The organism is Plantactinospora veratri (genome assembly GCF_036421995.1).
In the GTDB taxonomy this organism is placed as follows: Bacteria; Actinomycetota; Actinomycetes; order Mycobacteriales; family Micromonosporaceae; genus Plantactinospora; species Plantactinospora veratri.
Genome location: NZ_JAZGQL010000008.1, coordinates 430,729 through 450,201 on the forward strand (window position 1 = coordinate 430,729; position 19,473 = coordinate 450,201).

The 19,473-nt window shown below is 71.4% G+C and carries 19 protein-coding genes; 12 read left to right on the plus strand and 7 right to left on the minus strand.

From position 1 onward, the window contains the following. Nucleotides 1–2: 2 nt before the first annotated feature. The 3 genes from V1634_RS14200 to V1634_RS14210 all read right to left on the minus strand — a co-directional run bounded on the left by V1634_RS14200 (nt 3) and on the right by V1634_RS14210 (nt 3,721). Nucleotides 3–1,268 (minus strand): ABC transporter substrate-binding protein, encoded by a 1,266-nt coding sequence (locus tag V1634_RS14200; RefSeq protein ID WP_331208251.1) that lies wholly within the window; start codon nt 1,266–1,268, stop codon nt 3–5. A 2-nt stretch (nt 1,269–1,270) separates the two neighbouring features. Further along, on the minus strand, nt 1,271–2,734 hold the full coding sequence (locus V1634_RS14205; protein WP_331208252.1) for a hypothetical protein: 1,464 nt from the start codon (nt 2,732–2,734) through the stop codon (nt 1,271–1,273). Nucleotides 2,735–2,959: 225 nt separating this feature from the next. Beyond that, a complete protein-coding gene (locus V1634_RS14210; protein ID WP_107256459.1) occupies nt 2,960–3,721 on the minus strand; it encodes a LamB/YcsF family protein in 762 nt (253 codons plus the stop codon). Nucleotides 3,722–3,868: 147 nt separating this feature from the next. Here V1634_RS14210 and V1634_RS14215 point away from each other — a divergent pair, with 147 nt between their 5' ends. Beyond that, the gene (locus V1634_RS14215) at nt 3,869–4,576 is read left to right on the plus strand and encodes a GntR family transcriptional regulator (protein WP_331208253.1); all 708 of its coding nucleotides are present in this window, start codon (nt 3,869–3,871) and stop codon (nt 4,574–4,576) included. A gap of 28 nt (nt 4,577–4,604) precedes the next feature. Here V1634_RS14215 and V1634_RS14220 read toward each other — a convergent pair whose 3' ends face one another. From V1634_RS14220 to V1634_RS14230, 3 genes are all read right to left on the minus strand, one after another. Continuing rightward, a complete protein-coding gene (locus tag V1634_RS14220; protein ID WP_331208254.1) occupies nt 4,605–6,062 on the minus strand; it encodes a hypothetical protein in 1,458 nt (485 codons plus the stop codon). Nucleotides 6,063–6,210: 148 nt separating this feature from the next. After that, on the minus strand, nt 6,211–6,588 hold the full coding sequence (locus tag V1634_RS14225; RefSeq protein ID WP_331208255.1) for a VOC family protein: 378 nt from the start codon (nt 6,586–6,588) through the stop codon (nt 6,211–6,213). Nucleotides 6,589–6,670: 82 nt separating this feature from the next. Next, a complete protein-coding gene (locus V1634_RS14230; RefSeq protein ID WP_331208256.1) occupies nt 6,671–7,858 on the minus strand; it encodes a metallophosphoesterase in 1,188 nt (395 codons plus the stop codon). Nucleotides 7,859–8,064: 206 nt separating this feature from the next. Between V1634_RS14230 and V1634_RS14235 the strand changes: the two genes are divergently transcribed. From V1634_RS14235 to V1634_RS14280, 10 genes are all read left to right on the plus strand, one after another. Next, nucleotides 8,065–8,451: a DnaJ family domain-containing protein gene (locus V1634_RS14235; protein ID WP_331208257.1), complete on the plus strand. Its 387-nt coding sequence runs from the start codon at nt 8,065–8,067 to the stop codon at nt 8,449–8,451. Nucleotides 8,452–9,029: 578 nt separating this feature from the next. After that, entirely contained in the window at nt 9,030–10,319 is a 1,290-nt protein-coding gene (locus V1634_RS14240) for an ABC transporter substrate-binding protein (protein WP_331208258.1), read from the plus strand. A gap of 117 nt (nt 10,320–10,436) precedes the next feature. After that, nucleotides 10,437–11,402 carry a carbohydrate ABC transporter permease gene (locus V1634_RS14245; RefSeq protein ID WP_331208259.1) on the plus strand — a complete coding sequence of 322 codons (966 nt, stop codon included), beginning with the start codon at nt 10,437–10,439 and terminating at the stop codon, nt 11,400–11,402. Then, nucleotides 11,399–12,289: a carbohydrate ABC transporter permease gene (locus V1634_RS14250; protein ID WP_331208260.1), complete on the plus strand. Its 891-nt coding sequence runs from the start codon at nt 11,399–11,401 to the stop codon at nt 12,287–12,289. Before V1634_RS14245 ends, V1634_RS14250 begins: the two co-directional genes overlap by 4 nt. 95 nt (nt 12,290–12,384) lie before the next feature. After that, nucleotides 12,385–13,206, plus strand: a complete 822-nt coding sequence (locus V1634_RS14255) for an RNA methyltransferase (protein WP_331208401.1) — start codon at nt 12,385–12,387, stop codon at nt 13,204–13,206. 88 nt (nt 13,207–13,294) lie between these two features. Next, on the plus strand, nt 13,295–13,822 hold the full coding sequence (locus tag V1634_RS14260; protein WP_331208261.1) for a MauE/DoxX family redox-associated membrane protein: 528 nt from the start codon (nt 13,295–13,297) through the stop codon (nt 13,820–13,822). A gap of 216 nt (nt 13,823–14,038) precedes the next feature. Beyond that, nucleotides 14,039–15,346 (plus strand): sensor histidine kinase, encoded by a 1,308-nt coding sequence (locus tag V1634_RS14265; RefSeq protein WP_331208262.1) that lies wholly within the window; start codon nt 14,039–14,041, stop codon nt 15,344–15,346. Continuing rightward, nucleotides 15,298–15,942 (plus strand): response regulator transcription factor, encoded by a 645-nt coding sequence (locus tag V1634_RS14270; RefSeq protein ID WP_331208263.1) that lies wholly within the window; start codon nt 15,298–15,300, stop codon nt 15,940–15,942. The genes V1634_RS14265 and V1634_RS14270 overlap by 49 nt, the downstream gene beginning before the upstream one ends. 147 nt (nt 15,943–16,089) lie before the next feature. After that, a complete protein-coding gene (locus tag V1634_RS14275; protein ID WP_331208264.1) occupies nt 16,090–17,295 on the plus strand; it encodes a cytochrome P450 in 1,206 nt (401 codons plus the stop codon). Further along, nucleotides 17,292–17,519 (plus strand): ferredoxin, encoded by a 228-nt coding sequence (locus V1634_RS14280; protein ID WP_331208265.1) that lies wholly within the window; start codon nt 17,292–17,294, stop codon nt 17,517–17,519. Before V1634_RS14275 ends, V1634_RS14280 begins: the two co-directional genes overlap by 4 nt. Nucleotides 17,520–17,600: 81 nt before the next feature. Here the strand turns inward: V1634_RS14280 and V1634_RS14285 are convergent, their stop codons facing one another. Continuing rightward, nucleotides 17,601–18,452 carry an alpha/beta fold hydrolase gene (locus V1634_RS14285; RefSeq protein ID WP_331208266.1) on the minus strand — a complete coding sequence of 284 codons (852 nt, stop codon included), beginning with the start codon at nt 18,450–18,452 and terminating at the stop codon, nt 17,601–17,603. Nucleotides 18,453–18,685: 233 nt separating this feature from the next. On the opposite strand from V1634_RS14285, the gene V1634_RS14290 reads away from it, so the two are divergent. Beyond that, complete coding sequence (locus V1634_RS14290) at nt 18,686–19,450, plus strand: alpha/beta fold hydrolase (RefSeq protein ID WP_331208267.1); 765 nt, start codon at nt 18,686–18,688, stop codon at nt 19,448–19,450. The last annotated feature ends 23 nt before the right edge of the window (nt 19,451–19,473 follow it).

A 19,473-nucleotide genomic window follows, 5' to 3' on the forward strand; every position in this document is an offset into this window, starting at 1 on the left:
GCTCATCGCCGGGCCTGGTTCATCGGCCAGATCGGCTGGACCGAGGAGAGGTCGGCCGGGAAGACGACCCGGTACTTCCCCTCGATCATCTGCTCGACCACTCCGGCGGCACCGGTGTTCTGTCCCTTGTCGTCGAACTTGATCCCGGTCCAGGGCATGATCGTCTTCTCGCCGGGGACGTCCAGTCCGCGCAGCGCGTCGCGGATCTTCGCCGGCTCGACCGACTTGGCGGTGTCGATCGCCTGCGCCAGCGTCAGTACGGCGGTGAAGGCCCGCGCCGAGTTCTCGGTCATCGGGGCGCCGTACCGCTGCTGGAACAGGTCCGCCACGGTCTTGGCGGCCGGCCGCTTCTCGGCGATCTCACCGGACCAGGCCGCCCGGGTGGAGGCGCCGTCGGCCAGCGCGCCGAGCCCGGTGGCGAAGGCCGGGTCGGCGAACCCGGTGCCGTAGGCGAGCAGCGCCGGCGGGTAGTAGTCCAACTGGTCCAGCGTCTTCATCAGCTTGATCGCCGCGTCGGTGTAGGCGAGCACGAAGAGCACGTCCGGACCCTTGCTCCGCACCTGCGCCACCTGCGAGCCGAGGTCGGCCGCGGTCGGGTCGAACCCGACGTTGACGGTGACCGGCAGGCCGGCCTCGGCGGCGACCTTCTCGGTCACCCCGGCGCCGTCGTTGCCGAACTGGTCGTTGCTGTGGAAGACGCCGACCGAACGGATCTGGGCGCCGGCCGCCTGCCGGGCCTTGAGGTAGTCGAACATCGACCGGGCGAAGGTCTCGTCGGTCGGCCCGGTCCGGAAGAACCACTTCAGGCCCCGCTCGGTGAGCGCCACCGACGAGGAGGCCTCGTTGACGAACGGTACGCCGAGCCGCTCGGCCCGCTGGCTCGCGGTCAGCGTCACGCCGGACTGGTACGAGCCGATCACGGCGGCGACCTTCTCGCCGGTGACCAGCCGGTCGACCTCTCCGGCGCCGACCTCGGGCTTGCCCTGGGTGTCACCGGTGATCAGCTTCACCGGGGCACCGCCCAGCCCGGGCAGTCCCTTGCCGGGTCCGAGCGGCAGGTCCAGGCCGGGATGGTCGTTGTTGACGACGTCCACGGCCAGTTCGGCGCCGTGCAGCACGTCGGTGCCCTGGGTGGCGTTGGGACCGCTGAGCGGCCAGAGACCGGCGAGCTTGACCTCGTCGGTGCTACCGGCGCCGTCGGATCCGCCACAGCCGGCGAGCGCGGCGGCGAGGACGAGAGCGGCCGCGCCGCTGGTGATCCTGCGCATGGTCAGGCCTTTCTACGCGAAGACGATGGCGAAGGCCCGGCGCCGTCCTTCTCGGGGCGCGCAACGGGGTCTTCGGGATGCGGGTGTGTCGGCCGGGCCCGGGGGTTGCCGGCCCCCCGGGCCCGGTCGCCGACTCCGGAGACGGCCGCGCCCGCGGCCTTGACCAGGGCGACGGTCTGTTCGATGGTCTGCGCGCGGTCGGAGGCGAACGGCGGGTCGATGATGTCCAGCGGGTTCTGCGGGTAGACGAGCGAGGAGATGTGCAGGTGTCCGCCGGGGACGTCGGTGGCGCCGAGGGCGAGCCGGAGCCGGTTCGACCGGTACATGCTCTCGTTGGAGAGGTAGTTCCCGCCGCCGCCGGCCTGGGCCTGCGCGTCCGGGGAGGGGCCGTTGTCGTGGCAGGAGACCCTGGTCGGGTCCGGCCGGGTGTTGCCGGTCCACTCGCAGATCCGCGGGTTGAGCGCCGTCGGCCAGGGCGTCGTGCCGGCGTCGATCATCTGCTGGTACGGCAGGGTCGTCTCGATGAACTCCGGGTTGGTGGCCGGCTGCGGCCAGTTCGTCACCTGCGGGACGAGTTCGGGGGTGCCCTCGTTGTTGTTGTCCGGGCTGCCGCCGCGCCAGGCGCCGGCCCACTGTTCGATGGCCATCCGGGCCCGGCCGCCCTGGCTGATCGTCATGATCAGGTCGGCGCGTTCCCGGCTGTTCCGGGTCAGGTGTGGTCCGAAGGCGTCCTCGACGTAGCCGAGGTCGAAGCCGCTCCAGGTCACCGGCAGCGAGACCGCCTGGATCTGCACCGTCCGGTCGCCGACCCGGTATTCCTGCCCGTCCAGTTGCAGCGCGGAGGCGCCGGACGGGTTGGAGCGGCGGATCTCCCCGTTGAGCTGGTACGGGTCGAAGCCGCTGACCAGCACCCGGGTCACCGAACGGCTGGTCGAGAAGTCGGTCGAGGAGATGCCCCGGGAGGCGTACTCGAAGGTCTTCAGCAGGGCCGCCCGGGCGGTGTCGGTGAGCCGGAACCGGGGCGTCCACTGTCGGAGGTCGCGGATGGCGGTCAGCCGCGACCAGTAGAGCGGGCGGTCGTCGTACCGTTCGATGCTGCCCATCCAGCGCTTGCCCTGGGCCCGTTCGACGGCGGTACGCCACAGTTCGGCGCCACGGGACCGGAGCAGCTTGTCGGCCTGGCCGACCGACCGTGCCCCGCACAGCTCGGCGGTGAGCCGGGTGACGAACGGGGTGAAGCCGCCGACCTCGATCAGCGTGTTCGGCACCTGTACGCCGCCCGGCTGGGCCGGGGTGTCGATCCGGGTCTCCTCGTACGTCGTCGGGAGGGTGCGGTCGTAGCACTCCCCCGCCGGTCCGGCGGGCCCGGCCGGCTGGGCCACGGCGGTGCCCGGCATCAGCAGCAGGGCGGCACCGATGCCGGTGGCGGTGAGCAGCTTCAGCCGGCCACGTACACTCTCAGTCAACTTCTGCACATCCAAGGTGATCTTCGGCCTTTCCTCGATAGCGCGCCGCTTCCGTGCTTGGAGGCCATCCGGAGGGCGGAGTCGGCGCATCACTGGGGGGTGGAGAGCGGCCGCCCGTGGCATCGGGCGGCAGCCGTTGAGGTGCGCAGAGCCGGTGACCGTCGGCCGGGTGGCAGCCCGGCCGCGGTCGCCGGTCCAGCGGTGGTGCCGGTGTTTCCCGGAGGATCAGACGAACGAGGCGAGGCTGACGCCCGCCTCCTGTAGGGCGGTGCGCACCTGGCGGGCCAACTGCACGGCGCCCGGGGTGTCGCCGTGCACGCAGATCGACCGGGCGCGTACCGAGACCGGGGCGCCGTCGACCGCGGCCACCTGTCCGGTGGTGGCCATCTTCACGCAGCGCCGGGCGACGGCGTCCGGATCGGTGACCAGCGCACCGGGGCTGCCGCGTTTCGCCAGGCTGCCGTCGGACCGGTAACCGCGGTCGGCGAACGCCTCCCGGACGGCCTTCAGTCCCACCTCGGCGGCCTGGCGCAGCAGTTGTGACCCGGGCAGGCCGAGGATCGGCAGACTCGGGTCGTACGCGGAGACGGCGGTGACCACGGCTGCTGCCTGCGCCTGGTCGGTGACGGTGCGGTTGTAGAGCGCGCCGTGCGGCTTGACGTACCGGACCCGGCCGCCCTCGCTGCGCGCGATGCCGTCGAGCGCGGCGAGTTGGTAGAGCACGTCGTCGGAGAGCCGGTCGGGTTCCATGTCGATGGCGCGGCGGCCGAAGCCGGCCAGGTCGCGGTAGCCGACGTGGGCGCCGATGGAGACGTCCCGGCTGATCGCCTCGGCGCAGACCCGGCGCATGATCGTCGGATCGCCACCGTGGAAGCCGCAGGCGACGTTCGCGCTGGTCACAACGGAGAGCAGTGCCATGTCGTCGCCCAACTCCCAGACGCCGAAGCCTTCGCCGAGGTCACTGTTGAGATCGAGGATGACCGACATCGCACCTCCTGCGGGACGTGGTGTAGCCGTGGGTTCAGGTTGGCAGACTGTTGAACAATCCGTCAATGGTCATGTTGACTTGTAACCTCGTCGTAGCATGGACCTTCTCTCGATTGTGGGCCCGACGGTATGAAGGACAATGACCGCGTGACGTGGCTGGCGAAGCTCCAGGACGACCGCTCGTTGATCACCCGGGCGAGCACCGCGCAGCGGGTGGCGGAGATACTGCGGGCGCGGATCACCGAGGGAGCCCTGCTACCGGGCACCCGGCTCTCCGAGGAGATGATCGGGGCGGCGCTCGGGGTCTCCCGCAACACCCTGCGGGAGTCGTTCCGGCTACTGATGCACGAGCGGCTCGTCGTGCACGAACTCAACCGGGGAGTCTTCGTCCGGGTGCTCGACGTGCAGGACGTGGTGGACATCTACCGGGTCCGCCGCGTGCTGGAGTGCGCGGCCGTCAGCAACGCCCCCAACAGCCCGGCCGAGGCGATGGACGCGATCGAGGCCGCGCTGGTCGAGGGCGAGGAGGCGGCGGCGCAGCAGCGGTGGTTCGACGTCGGCACCGCCAACATGCAGTTCCACCAGGCGATCGCCGGCCTGGCCGGCAGCCCCCGGATCGAGGAGATCATGCGGCAGGCGCTGGCCGAGATCCGGCTGGCGTTCCACGTGATGGCCGCGCCGCAGACCTTCCACCAGCCCTATCTGGAGCGGCACCGGGAGCTGCTGGAGCTGATCCGCGACGGCGAGGTGGAACGGGCGCACGCGGTACTCGACGACTACCTGCGGACCGCCGAGCGGCAACTCGTCGACGCGTACGTCGACGGGGTGCCGGAGAGCGTAGCCGCGCGCCGCTGACGGGGTGCCGGAACCCGTCGACCGGCCGTCAGACGACGGTGTGCAGCGCGTACACCCCGGCGTCGGTGCCGACCCCGGCCGAGCCGCCCAGGGCGGACCAGGCGCTGCCGTTCCAGGCGGCGACGTGGTTCACCGCCACCCCGCCGGCCCGGGCGAAGAACCCACCGGCGACGAGTCGGCCACCCTGCACGGCCAGCGCGAGCACGATGTCCTCGGTGCCGCCACCCAACGCGGCCCACCGGGAACCGTCCCACCGGGCGACGTAGTTCGCCGCCGCCCCGCCCGCCTGGGTGAAGGTGCCGCCGACGACCAGCTCCGCGCCGAAGACGGCCAGTGCCCGCCCCTCGGCGTTGAGCCCGGCGCCGAGCGCGACCCAGGCGCTGCCGGTCCATTCGGCCACGTAGTTCGCGGCGGTGCCGCCGGCCTGGGTGAACCCGCCGGTGGCCACCAGCGCGCCGTCGTGCACGGCCAGCGCCAGCACGTCGCCGTTGAAGCCGGTGCCGAGGGTCGACCACGCACCGCCGCTCCACCGGGCGATCCCGTTCGCCGCCGTGCCGCCGGCCTGGCTGAACCCGCCGCCGACGATCAGCGCGCCGTCGTGCACGGCCAGGTCCCAGACCGAGGGTACGTCCACACCGGTGCCGCCGGGTCCGGCCAGCGCCCGCCACTCGGCGCCGTCCCACCGGGCGATGTGGTTGACGGTGACCCCGCCGGCCCGGAGGAACTGCCCGCCGACGATCAGGTCCCCGTCGAAGACGGCCAGCGCGTCGACGAAGTCCAGCGAGTTGGTCATCACGCCGGTGCCGGACGAGCCGGTCAACGGGGCCCAGGCGGTGCCGTCCCAACGGGCGATGCCGTTCACCCGTACCCCACCGGCGTTCAGGAAGCTGCCGCCGGCGATCAGGTCGCCGTCGTAGACGACCAGTGCGGTGACCGAACCGTCCGGTCCGGCGCCCGATCCGCCGCCCGGCCGGGACCAGGCGGAGCCGTTCCAGGTGGCGAGGTGGTCGACGGCGGCGCCGCCGGCCCGGGTGAAGGTGCCGCCGGCGTACAGGCCGGGAGCGGCGGCCGCCCGGGCGTCACCGGTCGACCAGCCGAAGCCGGAGGTCCGGCGGAGCGCGTCGAGGTCCCGGGTGGAGGTGTGCAGCAGCTTCCCGGCGGCGTCCCGGACCCGCAGCCGGAGGGCGCCGGCCGCCTCGGCGGGCAGCGGCAGCGGGACCAGGTTCGCCCCGGTGTCGAGCGGCCGGCCGGCCATCAGCGGGGTGTCCCGTCCGGCGGCGTGCTGGGAGACGCTCAGCGCCGCACCGGGGCGGCCCTGCCAGCGTACGGCGAGCTGCGGGGTGTCGGCCTCCCCGACGGCGGGCAGCAGGGTCGCATACAGCGTGTCACCGGAGTCGGCGGAGCTGGTGGGCGCCGACTCTTCGGCGGCGGAGACCGGCTGCTGCGGTGCGAGGCTCCAGGCGCAGACCACCGCCAGTGCGAACACGGAGAGTCCCCGCCGTAGGGTGGATGTACCGAATGCGGACATGACCGCTCCCTCCGCCGGGCCCGCCCAAACCGGTCGGATCCTGCCAGGGAAAATACACCAGCGTCAATGTCTGGGCAATTCGGCGGCCCCCGGACGGACACCCACCTCAGGCGCGGCGGGTGGGACGGTCCAGCAGGCAGAACTCGTTCCCCTCCGGATCGGCGAGTACGACGAACGGTTCCGTCCCACGCTGCCCCACGTCAACCCGACGCGCACCGAGAGTAATCAACCGCTCCACCTCCTCGGCCGGATCGCCCCGATCCATCCCGAGGTCGACGTGCAACCGGTTCTTGCCGACCTTCTCCGGCGCGCTGGGCTGCAACCAGATGCTCGGTGCCGTGACCGGCGCCTCGTCCGGCGGCCAGAGCTTCGCGCTGCCGTCCTCACGGGGCTCGATCCGATAGCCCAGCGCCTCGGACCAGAACCGGGCCATCAGGTCGACGTCGCGCACGTCGAGGGTCCACTGGGTGATGCGACTGGGCACGAGGGCACCTCCGGAACGATCGAGATCGGTCAGCGCGACTCCTACCCCGGGGAGCCACCCCTCATGCCGGGCCCTCGGCGGCTCAGCCGCGGCGCAGCGTCAGCAGGGTGATCTCGCTCGGCGCGAAGATCCGCAGTGGCGGACCCCAGAACCCGGTGCCGCGGCTGGTGTAGAGCCGGGTCCGCTCACCGTGCCGGGTCAGCCCCTGCACGGTCGGCTGGTCCAGCCGGACCAGGAGGTTGAACGGCCAGATCTGCCCGCCGTGGGTGTGTCCGGACAGTTGCAGGTCGACGCCGTGCGCCACCGCCGCGCCGACCTGCTTCGGCTGGTGGGCGAGGAGCACCACCGGCAGGTCCGGATCGGCGCCGGCCAGTGCGGCGGCGTGGTCGGGGCGGTGTCCGGGACGTCCCGACGATCCGGCGGTGGCGTCGTCGACCCCGGCCACCACCAGCCGGGAGCCGTTCCGCTCGACGACCACGTGCCGGTTGTGCAGCGGCTCCCACCCGAGGTCCCGCATGTGGTCGAGCCAGCCCTGCGCCTCGCCGAAGTACTCGTGGTTGCCGGTCACGTACGTCCGGGCGAGCCGGGCGCGCACCTCGCCGAGCGGCGCGGCCTGGGCCCGGCGTTGCGCGACGGTGCCGTCGGCGATGTCACCGGTGTGGCAGACCAGGTCCGGGTCGAGTTCGTTGACGGCCGCCACGACCCGGGCCGACCAGCCGGCCCGGTCGATCGGCCCGTAGTGGGTGTCGGTCAGCAGGACGACCCGCAGACCGTCCAGCCCGGCGCCGAGTCGACCGATCGGCACGTCGACGCGGCGGATCCGGGGCAGTCGCATGGCCTCGACATACCCCCAGGCCAGCAGCACCACCGAGACGGCCGCGACCGCTCCGGCGGTGATCCGGGAGCGGGCGGGATCGGCGACGCCGCCGGCCGCCAGCCCGGCCCGCAGCAGGTTGCCGAGCACCGCCCAGACGAAGAGCACCCAGACCACGCCGAGCAGCGTGTCGCCGGTCCGGGCCGCCCAGTCCCGCCCCCGGCCGTGCCCGAGGTACATCAGCACCGGGAACGCGGCCAGGGCCACCGCGAAGAGCACCGTGCCGGCGGCGAAGACTCCGGTGGGCCAGTGCGCCCCGGCGGCGACCAGCGTCCACCAGGGCACGCCGAACAGCAGCGCCAGGACGGCGGTCAGGGTCAGGCCGAACACCAGGGGTCGCAGCAACCGCCGGGCGGGCACGACCGGTACCGCGGGTGCCGCTTCGCTGGCTGCCACAGCGGGAACTCCTCAGCTCGCCTCGGCCGGTGCTCCGGCCCCGCCGACGACGTCCGCGCCGCCGGTGGGTGCAGCATGACACGGGCGGAGCCGCCTCGACCACGTTGCTGAGCGCCGCCACAGCGAGGGGCGCCGCGCGACGTCGGCCTAGAATCGGTACCGGAGACATCCGCGCAGGCCGGCGGGGCGGACGAGGAGGACGATCGATGCCGAGCAGGTACGAGTCTCGGATCGAACGCCAGATCCGCGAGGCACAGGAGCGCGGCGAGTTCGACAACCTCCCCGGGGCCGGCAAGCCGCTACCGGGACACGGCGACACCTATGACGAGAACTGGTGGATCCGGGACTGGGTACGCCGGGAGAACCTGACCGACATCGGGCCGGTCTCGCTGAAGATCCGCAAGGAGGCCGAGGAGTTGCCGCAGCGGCTGGCCCGGGAGTCCTCGGAGTCGGCGGTCCGGGCCGTCGTGACCGCGCTCAACGAACGGATCGTGCTGGCCCGGCGCGGCCTGGTCGACGGGCCGCCGGTGGTGCTGCCGACCTTCGACGTCGAGCGGGTCGTCGACGCCTGGCGCGAGCGGCGGGGCCGGTAGCGGCTCGGCAGCCGACCACCCGCCGGGTGCGCCCGGCCGTCGCCGCGCCCGCCGAACCGGCCCGCCGAACCGTCCCGGTGCCGGCTGACGCAAGCGTCCACATCGCGGCCCGCCGGACGATTCGACGAATCATTCGGCATCACTTCCGGGACGGGTACGCCGACACCGACACTGCACATTAGCCAGCCGAACGGGCGTCTTGTCGTCGTCGCCGTTACCGGCAAAGACATAGCGTCGGCCGTCGCTGAGTACGGGTATCCGCGGCGGCACTCTCCGGGCCGTCGGGCGAGCCGGCGGACCGGCCGGTCCTAAACCGGTTCACGGGCGACGCTGCGGCACCGCGCAGACCGGCGTCCCCGGCATTCCGCTCCTGGTCACCGGGTGCACACCCGACGTTCCGCCTGAACCGGTTTACCCGCTTAACGGTTCAGCTCCGGCAAGGGGTTGTGACGTCGTTGACACCGCTGTAACCCGCGTGTACGTTCCCTGCAAGTCGCGACGCCTATCCCACCCTCCCCGAGGCGCGCCACTACGCATCGCGCAATGTCAATGTGGACACCGAAAGGTGGGACGCGCATATGAGAAAACACGGATTGGCCGGCGCCGCCCTCGTGCTCGCGCTGGCCCTGGCGACGGGCTGCGGCGGGGGCGACGACGGGAGCGGCACCGACGGCGCCGTCACCGGTGAGATCACGGTGCTGACCCAGCGCACCGACATCGTCGACACGGTCTTCCAGGACTACAAGAAGAAGTTCGAGGCGAAGTACCCCGGCACCACGGTGAAGTTCGAGGCGATCACGGACTACGAGGGCGAGGTCCGGATCCGGATGAACACCAAGGAGTACGGCGACGTGCTCCTCATCCCGAACTCGGTCACCACCGACCTGCTGCCGACCTTCTTCGAGCCGCTCGGCACCGTGGCCGACCTGGAGAAGAAATACCGCTTCGTCCGCACCGAGCAGCGCCTCGACGACAAGGTCTACGGCCTCACCATCACCGGCAACGCGCAGGGCTTCGTCTACAACAAGAAGGTCTGGCAGCAGGCGGGGATCACCGCGCCGCCGAAGACGCCGGAGGAGTTCCTCGGCGCGCTGGCCGCGATCAAGGAGAAGACCGACGCGATCCCGCTCTACACCAACTACAAGGACAAGTGGCCGCTCGGCCAGTGGGAGGGCAACCGCGGCGGGATCAGCGGCGACCCGGACGCGGCGATCAAGCTGGCCAAGGACGACGCGCCGTGGGCACCCGGCAAGGAACACCACATCATGGACTCGCTGCTCTTCGACGCCGTGCAGCGCGGGCTGACCGAGCCGGACCCGACCACCACCAACTGGGAGCAGTCCAAGGGCATGCTCGGCACCGGCAAGGTCGCCACGATGATGCTCGGCTCCTGGTCGATCGTGCAGATGCAGGGTGCGGCGACCGACAAGGCGGACATCGGCTACCTGCCGTTCCCGACCCAGGTCGACGGCAGGTTCCACACCGTCATCAGCGGCGACTACGACAACGGCATCAACATCAACTCGAAGAACAAGGCGACCGCGCGGGCCTGGGTCGACTGGTTCGCCGAGGAGTCCAACTACGCGGTCGACCAGGGCGGCATCTCGCCGGTGATCAGCCAGGCGATGCCGGGCACCCTGGCCGACCTGACCGCCGCGGGCACCGAGTTCATCGAGTACAACCCGGCGCCGAAGGGCGAGGAGGGGCTGGCCGACAAGATCGGCAATGCCGCCGAGATCGCGCTCTGGGACGGCACGTACCGGCAGCGGATCGTCGACGCGGCCCGTGGCGCGAAGAAGGAGACCAAGGAGCAGATCTTCGCCGACCTGAACAAGAAGTGGGCGGAGACGAGGTCGAAGGTCCGGTAGCGCTGCCCTCTGTTCCGCGTACCACCCGGGGCGGGCGGGTGACGGTGTCACCCGGTCGCCCCGGGCCACCGGCACGACGACGTACGGTCCGGCTCCACCCGGAAGGTTTGCGTTCCCATGGCAACTCCGACGAACACCGCGAGCCGGTTCTCCGGGTCGGCCGGCACGCCGCTCCGGCAGCGGCTCGGACCCATCGGCCCGCGCCGGCCGGTGCCGCGCCGACGGAAGACCCTCACCCCCTACCTCTTCCTGCTCGTGCCGGTGGCGCTGCTCGCGGTCTTCACCTACGTGCCGGTCGTCAACATGTTCGGCTACAGCGTCACCTCCTGGAACGGCCTGAGCCCGACCAGGGAGTTCGTGGGTGCCGGCAACTACGTCGAGATCGCGACCCGTCCCGAACTATTCGAGGTACTCCGGGTCAGCCTCTACTACATCGGCGCGTCGGTGCTGCAGATCGCGCTGGCGCTCTACTTCGCCACCGTGCTGAGCTTCAACGTCAGGTTCCGCAACCTCTTCAAGGGAATCATCTTCTTCCCGTACCTGATCAACGGCGTCGCCATCGCGATGGTCTTCCTCTACTTCTTCCAGCCCGGCGGCACCCTCGACTCGGCACTGCGGGTCTTCGGCCTCGGCGACCTGTCGCAGCAGTGGCTCGGCGACCCCGACGTGATCAACTATTCGCTCGCCGGTACGTCGGTCTGGCGCTACCTCGGGCTGAACTTCGTACTCTTCCTCGGCGCGATCCAGTCGATCCCGGCCCAGCTCTACGAGGCGGCGGAGATCGACGGGGCGAACCGGTGGCACCAGTTCCGCTACCTGATCCTGCCCGGCATCCGACCGATCGTCGGACTCTCGTCCATCCTGGCGATCTCCGGGTCGCTCTCGGTCTTCGAGATCCCGTACATCATGACCGGCGGCGCGAACGGCAGCGAGACGTTCGTGATCCAGACCGTCGACATGGCGTTCAAGTACTACAAGGTCGGGCTGGCCTCGGCGATGGCCGTGGTACTCCTCGTGATCATCCTGCTGCTCACCTGGATCCAGCGCCGGATCGTGCCCGACGAGAAGGTGAACCTGACGTGAGCCTGACCGCCCTCCGCTCCCCCGGCACGCCACCCCGGCGACGGGCCGGGGCCGGCAGTACGCTCGGCGCCCGGGTCGCGCTGACCCTCAAGTACGTCTCCCTGGTCGTCGCCTCCCTGGTGGTAGTGGCGCCGCTGCTGGTCCTGCTGATGGCCTCGCTGAAGACCAACGACGAGTTCATCAACGGGGCGCCGTTCGACCCGCCCGGCAACTGGTTCAACCTCGACAACTACGTCACGGCGTTCACCCAGGGCGGGATGGCGCGGGCCTTCGTCAACACCTCGGTCATCCTGGCCGTGTCGCTGGCCGGTACCGTGCTGATCGGCTCGATGGCGGCGTACGCCCTGGACCGGTTCGAGTTCCGGTTCCGCAAGACCATCATCATGCTGTTCCTGCTGGCCACCCTGGTGCCCGGGGTGACCACCCAGGTGGCGACCTTCCAGGTGGTGAACGGTCTCGGCCTGTTCAACACCAGGTGGTCGGCGATCCTGCTCTTCCTCGGCACCGACATCATCTCGATCTACATCTTCCAGCAGTTCCTCCGGGGGATACCCCGGGAGCTGGACGAGTCCGCCGCCCTCGAAGGCGCCAACCACTTCACGATCTATCTCCGGATCATCCTTCCCCTGCTGAAGCCGGCGATCGCGACTGTCGTGATCATCAAGGGGATCACCATGTACAACGAGTTCTACATCCCGTTCCTCTACATGCCCGACCGCGACCTCGGGGTCATCTCCACCTCGCTGTTCCGCTTCAAGGGGCCGTTCGGGGCGCAGTGGGAGGTCATCTCGGCCGGGGTCATCCTGGTGATCGTCCCGACGCTGATCGTCTTCCTGCTGCTGCAACGCTTCATCTACAACGGCTTCACCAGCGGGGCGACGAAGTAGCCGGGCCGGCGGCCCGGCCGGCCAGCGGCGGCACCGGATCCGGTCGGCGGTATCGTCGTGCGGTGCGTACGGACAGTGTCGGCGGCTCCACCCGGGTGCCCCGGACGTTGCGGGTCACCACCCGCAACGCCAGCTTCCAGCAGTGGTCGGCCCTGCTGACCAACCGGACGAAGCGGCAGCGGGCCGGCGAGTTCCTCGTGCAGGGTGTCCGGCCGATCACCGTGGCGGTGCGGCGGGGCTGGCCGGTGCACGCGCTGCTGCACCCGGAGGGCGTGCCGCTGTCCCGGTGGGCCCGGGACCTGCTCGACCAGACCACCGGCAGCCGGGTCGCGGTCGCGCCCGACCTGCTGCGGGAACTCGGCGGCAAGGACGAGGAGCAGCCGGAACTGGTCGCCGTGGTGGGTCTGCCGGCCGATCGGCTCGACCGGATCCCGGTCGGGCCCGACGCACTGGTGGTGGTCTTCGACCGGCCGACCGCACCGGGCAACATCGGCACCCTGGTCCGCTCCGCCGACGCGTTCGGCGCCGCCGGGCTGGTGGTGGTCGGGCACGCCGCCGACCCGTACGACCCGAGAGCGGTCCGGGCCAGCACCGGCTCGCTCTTCGCGCTGCCGGTGGTCCGCACCGGTTCGCACCGGGACGTACTCGACTGGGTGGCCGCGCTGCGCGAGCGCGGGCTGCCGGTGCAGATCGTCGGCACCGACGAGGCCGGCGAGGTCGAGATCGCCGAGCACGACCTCACCGGCCCCACCGTGCTGCTGGTCGGCAACGAGACCTCCGGGCTCAGCGCCGCATGGCGGCAGTCCTGCGACCGGATGCTCCGGATCCCGATCACCGGATCGGCGAGTTCGCTCAACGCCGCGACCGCGGGCACCGTCGCCCTCTACGAGGCGTCCCGGCAGCGCCGCACGGGCTGAGTTCCGAAGGCCGGGCACCTGACCCGTCGCCGGTGTGGGCGGGTCGCGGCGGTTGGCGTACGACGACCGAGCCGATAGGTTCCCCGTTGTGCGGTATCTGGAGGTGGGCTGCCGAGTACTCGTCGCCGCGGTGTTCGTGGTGGCCGTCGCCAACAAGGTCGTGACCAGGGCCGCCTGGCGGGACTTCGTCCGGTCGCTGCGCGCGTTGAGGCAACTGCCGGAGGGTGCGGTACGGCCGGCGGCGGTCGCGACGGTGACGGCGGAGGCGCTCGCCGCCGCGCTGCTTCTGGTGCCGCTGCGTGTGGTGGGCCTCCTCGGCTTCGCGCTCGCGATCGGTCTGCTCGGCACCTTCACCGTCGTGATCGGACTGGCCCTGGCCAGGGGCAACCGCGCCCCCTGCCGGTGTTTCGGTGCCTCCAGCACCCCGCTGGGCATCCCACACCTGGCGCGGAACCTGACCCTGATCTGCGTGGCGGCGCTGGGCGTGCTCGGACTGTCGACGGGGGCCGCCCTCGATCCGGCGTACGCGGTGATCGCCGGCATCACCGGCCTGGTCCTGGGCATGTTGACGACCGCGGCCGAGGACATCGTCGCCCTGGTCAAACCCGTCCGGTAACTCGCCCCGGGCGCCGGCCGGCGACGAACCCGGTCGGGTGGAGCACCGTCGGCGGGCCCGGTGGCAGCCACCGACGTGACGCGTTCGACCGGGCGGGGGCGTACGCCCGGCTCTTCAACCTCCGGGCCGCCGGCCGCCGGCAGGGGTGGCACGTCCCGGAAGGTGGTGGTCGTAGCACCACAGATCGGGATCGGGCGGGTCGACCAGAATGGCGGCATGGACCCCGCGACCAGCACCCGGCCACCACCGTGGCTCCGGCTCCGGCGCCGGCTCACCCAGGGCGGCGAGGCGCTGCTGCTGGCCGTACTCTCGGTCAGCGCCAACATCGTCCTGGTGGTGCTCTCGGTGCTCGCCCTCGTCTTCACGGTGCTGGGAGTGGGCCTCATCGCCTTTCCCGCGGTGACCGCCGTGGTACGCCAGGTCGCCGGGCTGAACCGCAGGATCGCGGGGCGGTGGACCGGCCGGGAGGTGCCGAGCCCGTACCGGCCGGCGCCGGGGCGGATGACCGTCTGGGCCCGGTACCGGTGGGTGGTGACCGACCCGGCCACCTGGCGGGACCTGCTCTGGCTGCTCGCTTCGATACCGGTCGGGCTGGTGCTCGGGCTGTTGCCGGTCTGCCTGGTGGTCTACGGCCTGGAGGGGCTGCTCGGAGTGCCGGTGCTGCTCTGGGCCCTCGACGCCTGGTACGGCTACGGCGCGGTCTGGCCGGCCGACACCCTCGGCAAGTCCCTGCTGGCGCTGCCGCAGGGCGCCCTGATCCTGCTCTTCGGCGGTGTCGCCGGTGAACAGGTGCACCGGCTGCACGCCACCTTCATCCGGGCGCTGCTGGCGCCGACCCGGTCGGCGGCGCTGCACCGGCGGGTCCGGCAGCTCACCGAGAGCCGGTCGCAGGCCGTCGACGCGCAGGCCGCCGAGCTGCGTCGGATCGAGCGGGACCTGCACGACGGGGCCCAGGCCCGGCTGGTGGCGTTGGGCATGAGCATCGGGCTGGCCGAGGAGCTGATCAGCCGCGATCCGGCGGCGGCCCGGCGGCTGATGGCCGAGGCCCGCCAGGCCAGCGGGCAGGCCCTGGGCGAGCTGCGGGACCTGGTCCGGGGCATCCATCCGCCGGTACTCGCCGAACGCGGGCTGGCCGGTGCGATCCGGGCGCTCGCGCTGAAACTGCCGCTGCCGGTCGAGGTCGACGTCGAACTCCCGGGCCGGCCGCTGGCCCCGGTCGAGTCGGCGGTCTACTTCACCGCCGCCGAGCTGCTGGCCAACGTCGTCAAGCACAGCGCCGCGGGCAATGCCTGGGTACGGCTGCGGCACGCTGACGGTCGGCTGGTCTTGGTGGTCGGTGACGACGGTGCCGGCGGGGCCGACCCGGCCGGCGGGACCGGCCTGCGGGGGATCGAGCGCCGGCTCGCCGCCTTTGATGGCACGATGTTCGTGGCCAGTCCGCCCGGCGGGCCCACGACCGTGACCATGGAGCTGCCGTGCGAGTTGTCATCGCCGAGGACCTCGCCCTGCTCAGGGACGGATTGACCCGGCTGCTCCAGGCGTTCGACTTCGAGGTCGTCGCCGCGGTCGACAACGGTCCGGCGCTGTTGCCGGCGCTGGTCGAGCACCGCCCGGACGTGGCGGTGGTCGACGTACGGCTGCCGCCGACCTTCACCGACGAGGGGCTCCAGGCGGCGATCGAGGCCCGTGCCCGGATTCCGGGCCTGCCCGTACTCGTGCTCTCGCAACATGTCGAGCAGCTCTACGCCCGGGAACTCCTGGCCGACCGCAGCGGTGCCATCGGCTATCTGCTCAAGGACCGGGTCTCCAACGTGGGCCAGTTCGTCGACGCGGTCCGGCGGGTGGCCACCGGTGGCACGGTGATGGACCCGGAGGTCATCGCCGAACTGCTGGCCAACCGCTCCGGCGTCGAGCCGCTGCACGCGCTCACCCCCCGGGAGCGGGAGGTGCTCGGCCTGATGGCGGAGGGCCGGTCCAACGCGGCGATCGCGGGCCGGCTCTTCGTCACCGAGAAGGCGGTCAGCAAGCACATCAACAGCATCTTCAGCAAGCTGGGCATGCCGCCGTCGGAGGACGACAACCGGCGGGTACTGGCGGTGTTGGCGTACCTCAACGCCTGACACCGTCCAATGTGACCAATGGAATTGATCAGCGTAATTCGCTACTATCCGCCATCAGTGCCTTACCCGGCGCCGATGACCCGATCGGATCACCACGGTCAAGCCGATCGTCGCGCCGACCGCGCCCGCTCGACGGAGGGATCCGAGATGACGGACAGCCGGCAGGTGACCGCCCGCCCCTACCCGTTCGCCGCCCCCGACCGGCTCAACCTCGACCCGCACTACGCCCGGCTGCGCCGCGACGAGCCGCTGATCCGGGTGCAACTGCCCTTCGGCGAGGAGACCTGGCTCGCCACCCGTTACTCCGACGTCCGGGTCGTGCTCGGCGACGCCCGGTTCAGCCGGGCCGCCGGGGTCGGACGCGACCAGCCCCGGACCATGCCCCGGCAACCGGATCTCGGCATGCTCGGCATGGACCCACCCGACCACACCCGGCTGCGCCGGCTGGTGGCGAAGGCGTTCACCGCCCGCCGGGTGGAACTGCTGCGCAGCCGCGCCCAGGAGATCGCCGACGGGCTGGTCGACCAGATGGTCGAGGCCGGTCCCCCGGCCGACCTGGTCGAGCACTTCGCCACCCCGCTGCCGATCCAGGTCATCTGCGAGCTGCTCGGTGTCCCGTTCGCCGACCGGGACAGCTTCCACACCTGGTCGGAGGCGATCGTCTCGACGACCTCGCTGAGCCCGGAGAAGATCCAGGAATATCTGGAGAGCCTCTGGGGCTACATCGGCGCCCTGGTCGCGGTCCGCCGTCGCGAGCCGATCGACGACCTGCTCGGCGCGATGGTGCGGGCCCGGGACGAGAACGAGGACCGGCTCACCGAACAGGAGCTGGTGCAGCTCGCCGCCGGCCTGCTCGCGGCCGGGCACGAGACGACGGTGACCCAGATCCCGAACTTCGTCTACGTGCTGTTGCAGAACCCCTCGGAACTGGCCCGACTCCGCTCCGATCCTGCGCTGATCCCGACCGCCGTCGAGGAGCTGATGCGCTACGTGCCGCTCGGCGCCGCCTCCGCCTTCCCCCGGTACGCAACGGAGGACATCGAGCTGGGCGGGGTGCTCGTCCGGGCCGGCGAGCCGGTACTGCCGGCGATCGGCTCGGCCAACCGGGACGGTACGGTCTTCGCCGACCCGGACCGGCTCGACCTGGGCCGGGAGGTCAATCCGCACGTCGGCTTCGGCCACGGTGTGCACCACTGCGTCGGCGCGCAGCTCGCCCGGATGGAGTTGCAGGTGGCGATCGGCACCCTGGTCGCTCGCCTGCCCGGGCTGCGGCTGGCGGTGCCCGAGCCGGAGGTGCCGTGGAAGAGCGGCCTGCTGGTACGCGGACCGCTCGCCCTTCCGGTGGCCTGGTGAGCGGCGCCTGGCGGGTCAGCGTCGACCCGCACCGCTGCATCGGCGCCGGGATCTGCGCCGGCATGGCGCCCGACCATTTCCGGCTCGTCGACGGGCTCTCCACCCCGCTGGCCGAGACCGTCGACCCGGCCGACCTGGTGGTCGACGCGGCCGAGTCCTGCCCGGTCGAGGCGATCCTGGTGCGGGACGCGGACGACCACCGACTCATCGCACCCGAGGCGTGACGCGGACCGTCCGGCGCTCGGGTGGCGCCGGACGGTCGACCCGGCCGGCCGACGGCCTGCCGCCGGTCGGGCCGGACCTGGTCAGAGGAGCGCGTCGACCGGGGTCCGGATAAAGTCCAGCAGCGCCTGGTTGATCTCGTCGGCGTGGGTCCACGGAATGCCGTGCGGGGCGCCCTTCAGGGTGACGAGCTGGCTGTTGGGCATCGCCGCGTGCATCCGCTGCCCGGTCACCGGGTACGGCAGGATCCGGTCCGCGTCGCCCTGGATGATCAGTGCCGGTACGTCGATCCGGGGCAGGTCCTGCCGGAAGTCGGTCAGCCAGGCGGGGATGGAGGCCAGGGTGCCGATCGGCGAGGCGCTCACCGCGACGTTCCAGTTCATTCGGACCACCTCGTCGCTGACCCGTTTGCCGAGGTTCTCGTCGAGGTTGTAGAAGTCGTGCAGGAACGACGTCTGGTATTTGGCCCGGTCGGTGATCACGCTCTGCATGAATCCGTCGAAGAGGCTCTGGTCGACGCCTTCCGGGTTGTCCTCGGTCTTGAGCAGGAATGGCGGGATCGGCGAGATGAAGACCGCCCGGTTCACCCGGGCGGAGCCGTAGTTGGAGATGTACCGGGTCACCTCGCCGGTACCCATCGAGTGGCCGACCAGGATGGTGTCGGTGAGGTCCAACTCGTTCATCAGGATGCTCAGGTCGGCGGCGAAGGTGTCGTAGTCGTAGCCCATCGCCGGCTGGCTCGACGTGCCGAATCCCCGCCGGTCGTAGGTGATGGTCCGGTAACCGGCGTTGAGCAGTGGGTTGATCTGCTTCTCCCAGGCCGCGGCGCTGAGCGGGAAGCCGTGGATGAGCACCACCGGCTGCCCGGCGCCGTGATCCTCGTAGTGCAGATCGATGGGCGCGGAGTTCTCCACGCCGACAGTCAGATAGGGCACCCGACTCTCCCCTTCCCCGTGGTTCGCCCGCCGGGCACGGCGGCCGCGTCGACCGGCGGCAGTAACGCCCTCCGGCGACAATTGCACGAATTGTCGAATTTGCCGGCCTCGGTCAGCCTATCCAGTCCGTCCCCGCCACGCCGGTGGGATGGCGTAATTCCCCGCGCCGGCAGCGGCCGCCAACCCGCGATATTCGATGGTGGGCCGTACGGGCCGGGCCTAGGGTGGCCGCGATGACGCTCGCACACGATGTCGCCGGAAACGGCCCCGCCGTCCTGCTGCTGCACTCCTCCGTCTGCGACCGGCGGATGTGGGACCCGCAGTGGGCCGCCCTGCTCGACGCCGGCTACCAGGTGATCCGCTGCGACTTCCGGGGCTTCGGCGAGACCCCGGTGCCGGACCGCCCCTACGCCGAGGCCCAGGACGTCCGCGACCTGCTGGACGCGCTGCGGGTCGACCGGGTCGCACTGGTCGGCGCCTCGTTCGGCGGCCGGGTCGGGTTGGAGCTGGCCGCCCGATGGCCGGACCGGGTGGCCAGGCTGGCACTGCTCTGCGCCGGCATGCCGGGCCACGTGCCCGGCCCCGAACTGCGCGAGTTCGGCCGACAGGAGGACGAACTGATCGAGGCCGGCGACGTCACCGGGGCCGTCGAACTCAACGTCCGGACCTGGCTGGGCCCCGAGGCCGACGAGGCGACCCGGAATCGGGTACGCGAGATGCAGCGGCACGCCTTCGACGTCCAACTCGCCGCCGCCGAGGACTTCCCGCGCCTCGATCTCGGCGAACCCGACCTCGCTAAGATCACCGCACCCTGTCTCGCCCTCTCCGGCCGGTACGACCTGCCGGACTTCCGGCAGATCGCCGCCCGGCTGCCCACGCTGCTGCCCGACGCCCGGCACCTCGAACTCGCCTGGGCCGGCCACCTGCCCAGCCTGGAACGCCCCGCCGAGACGACCGCGCTGATCCTGGACTTCCTCCGCGAGACCCGGCCGGCCTGATGGGCGGGACGGTGTTCCGGACG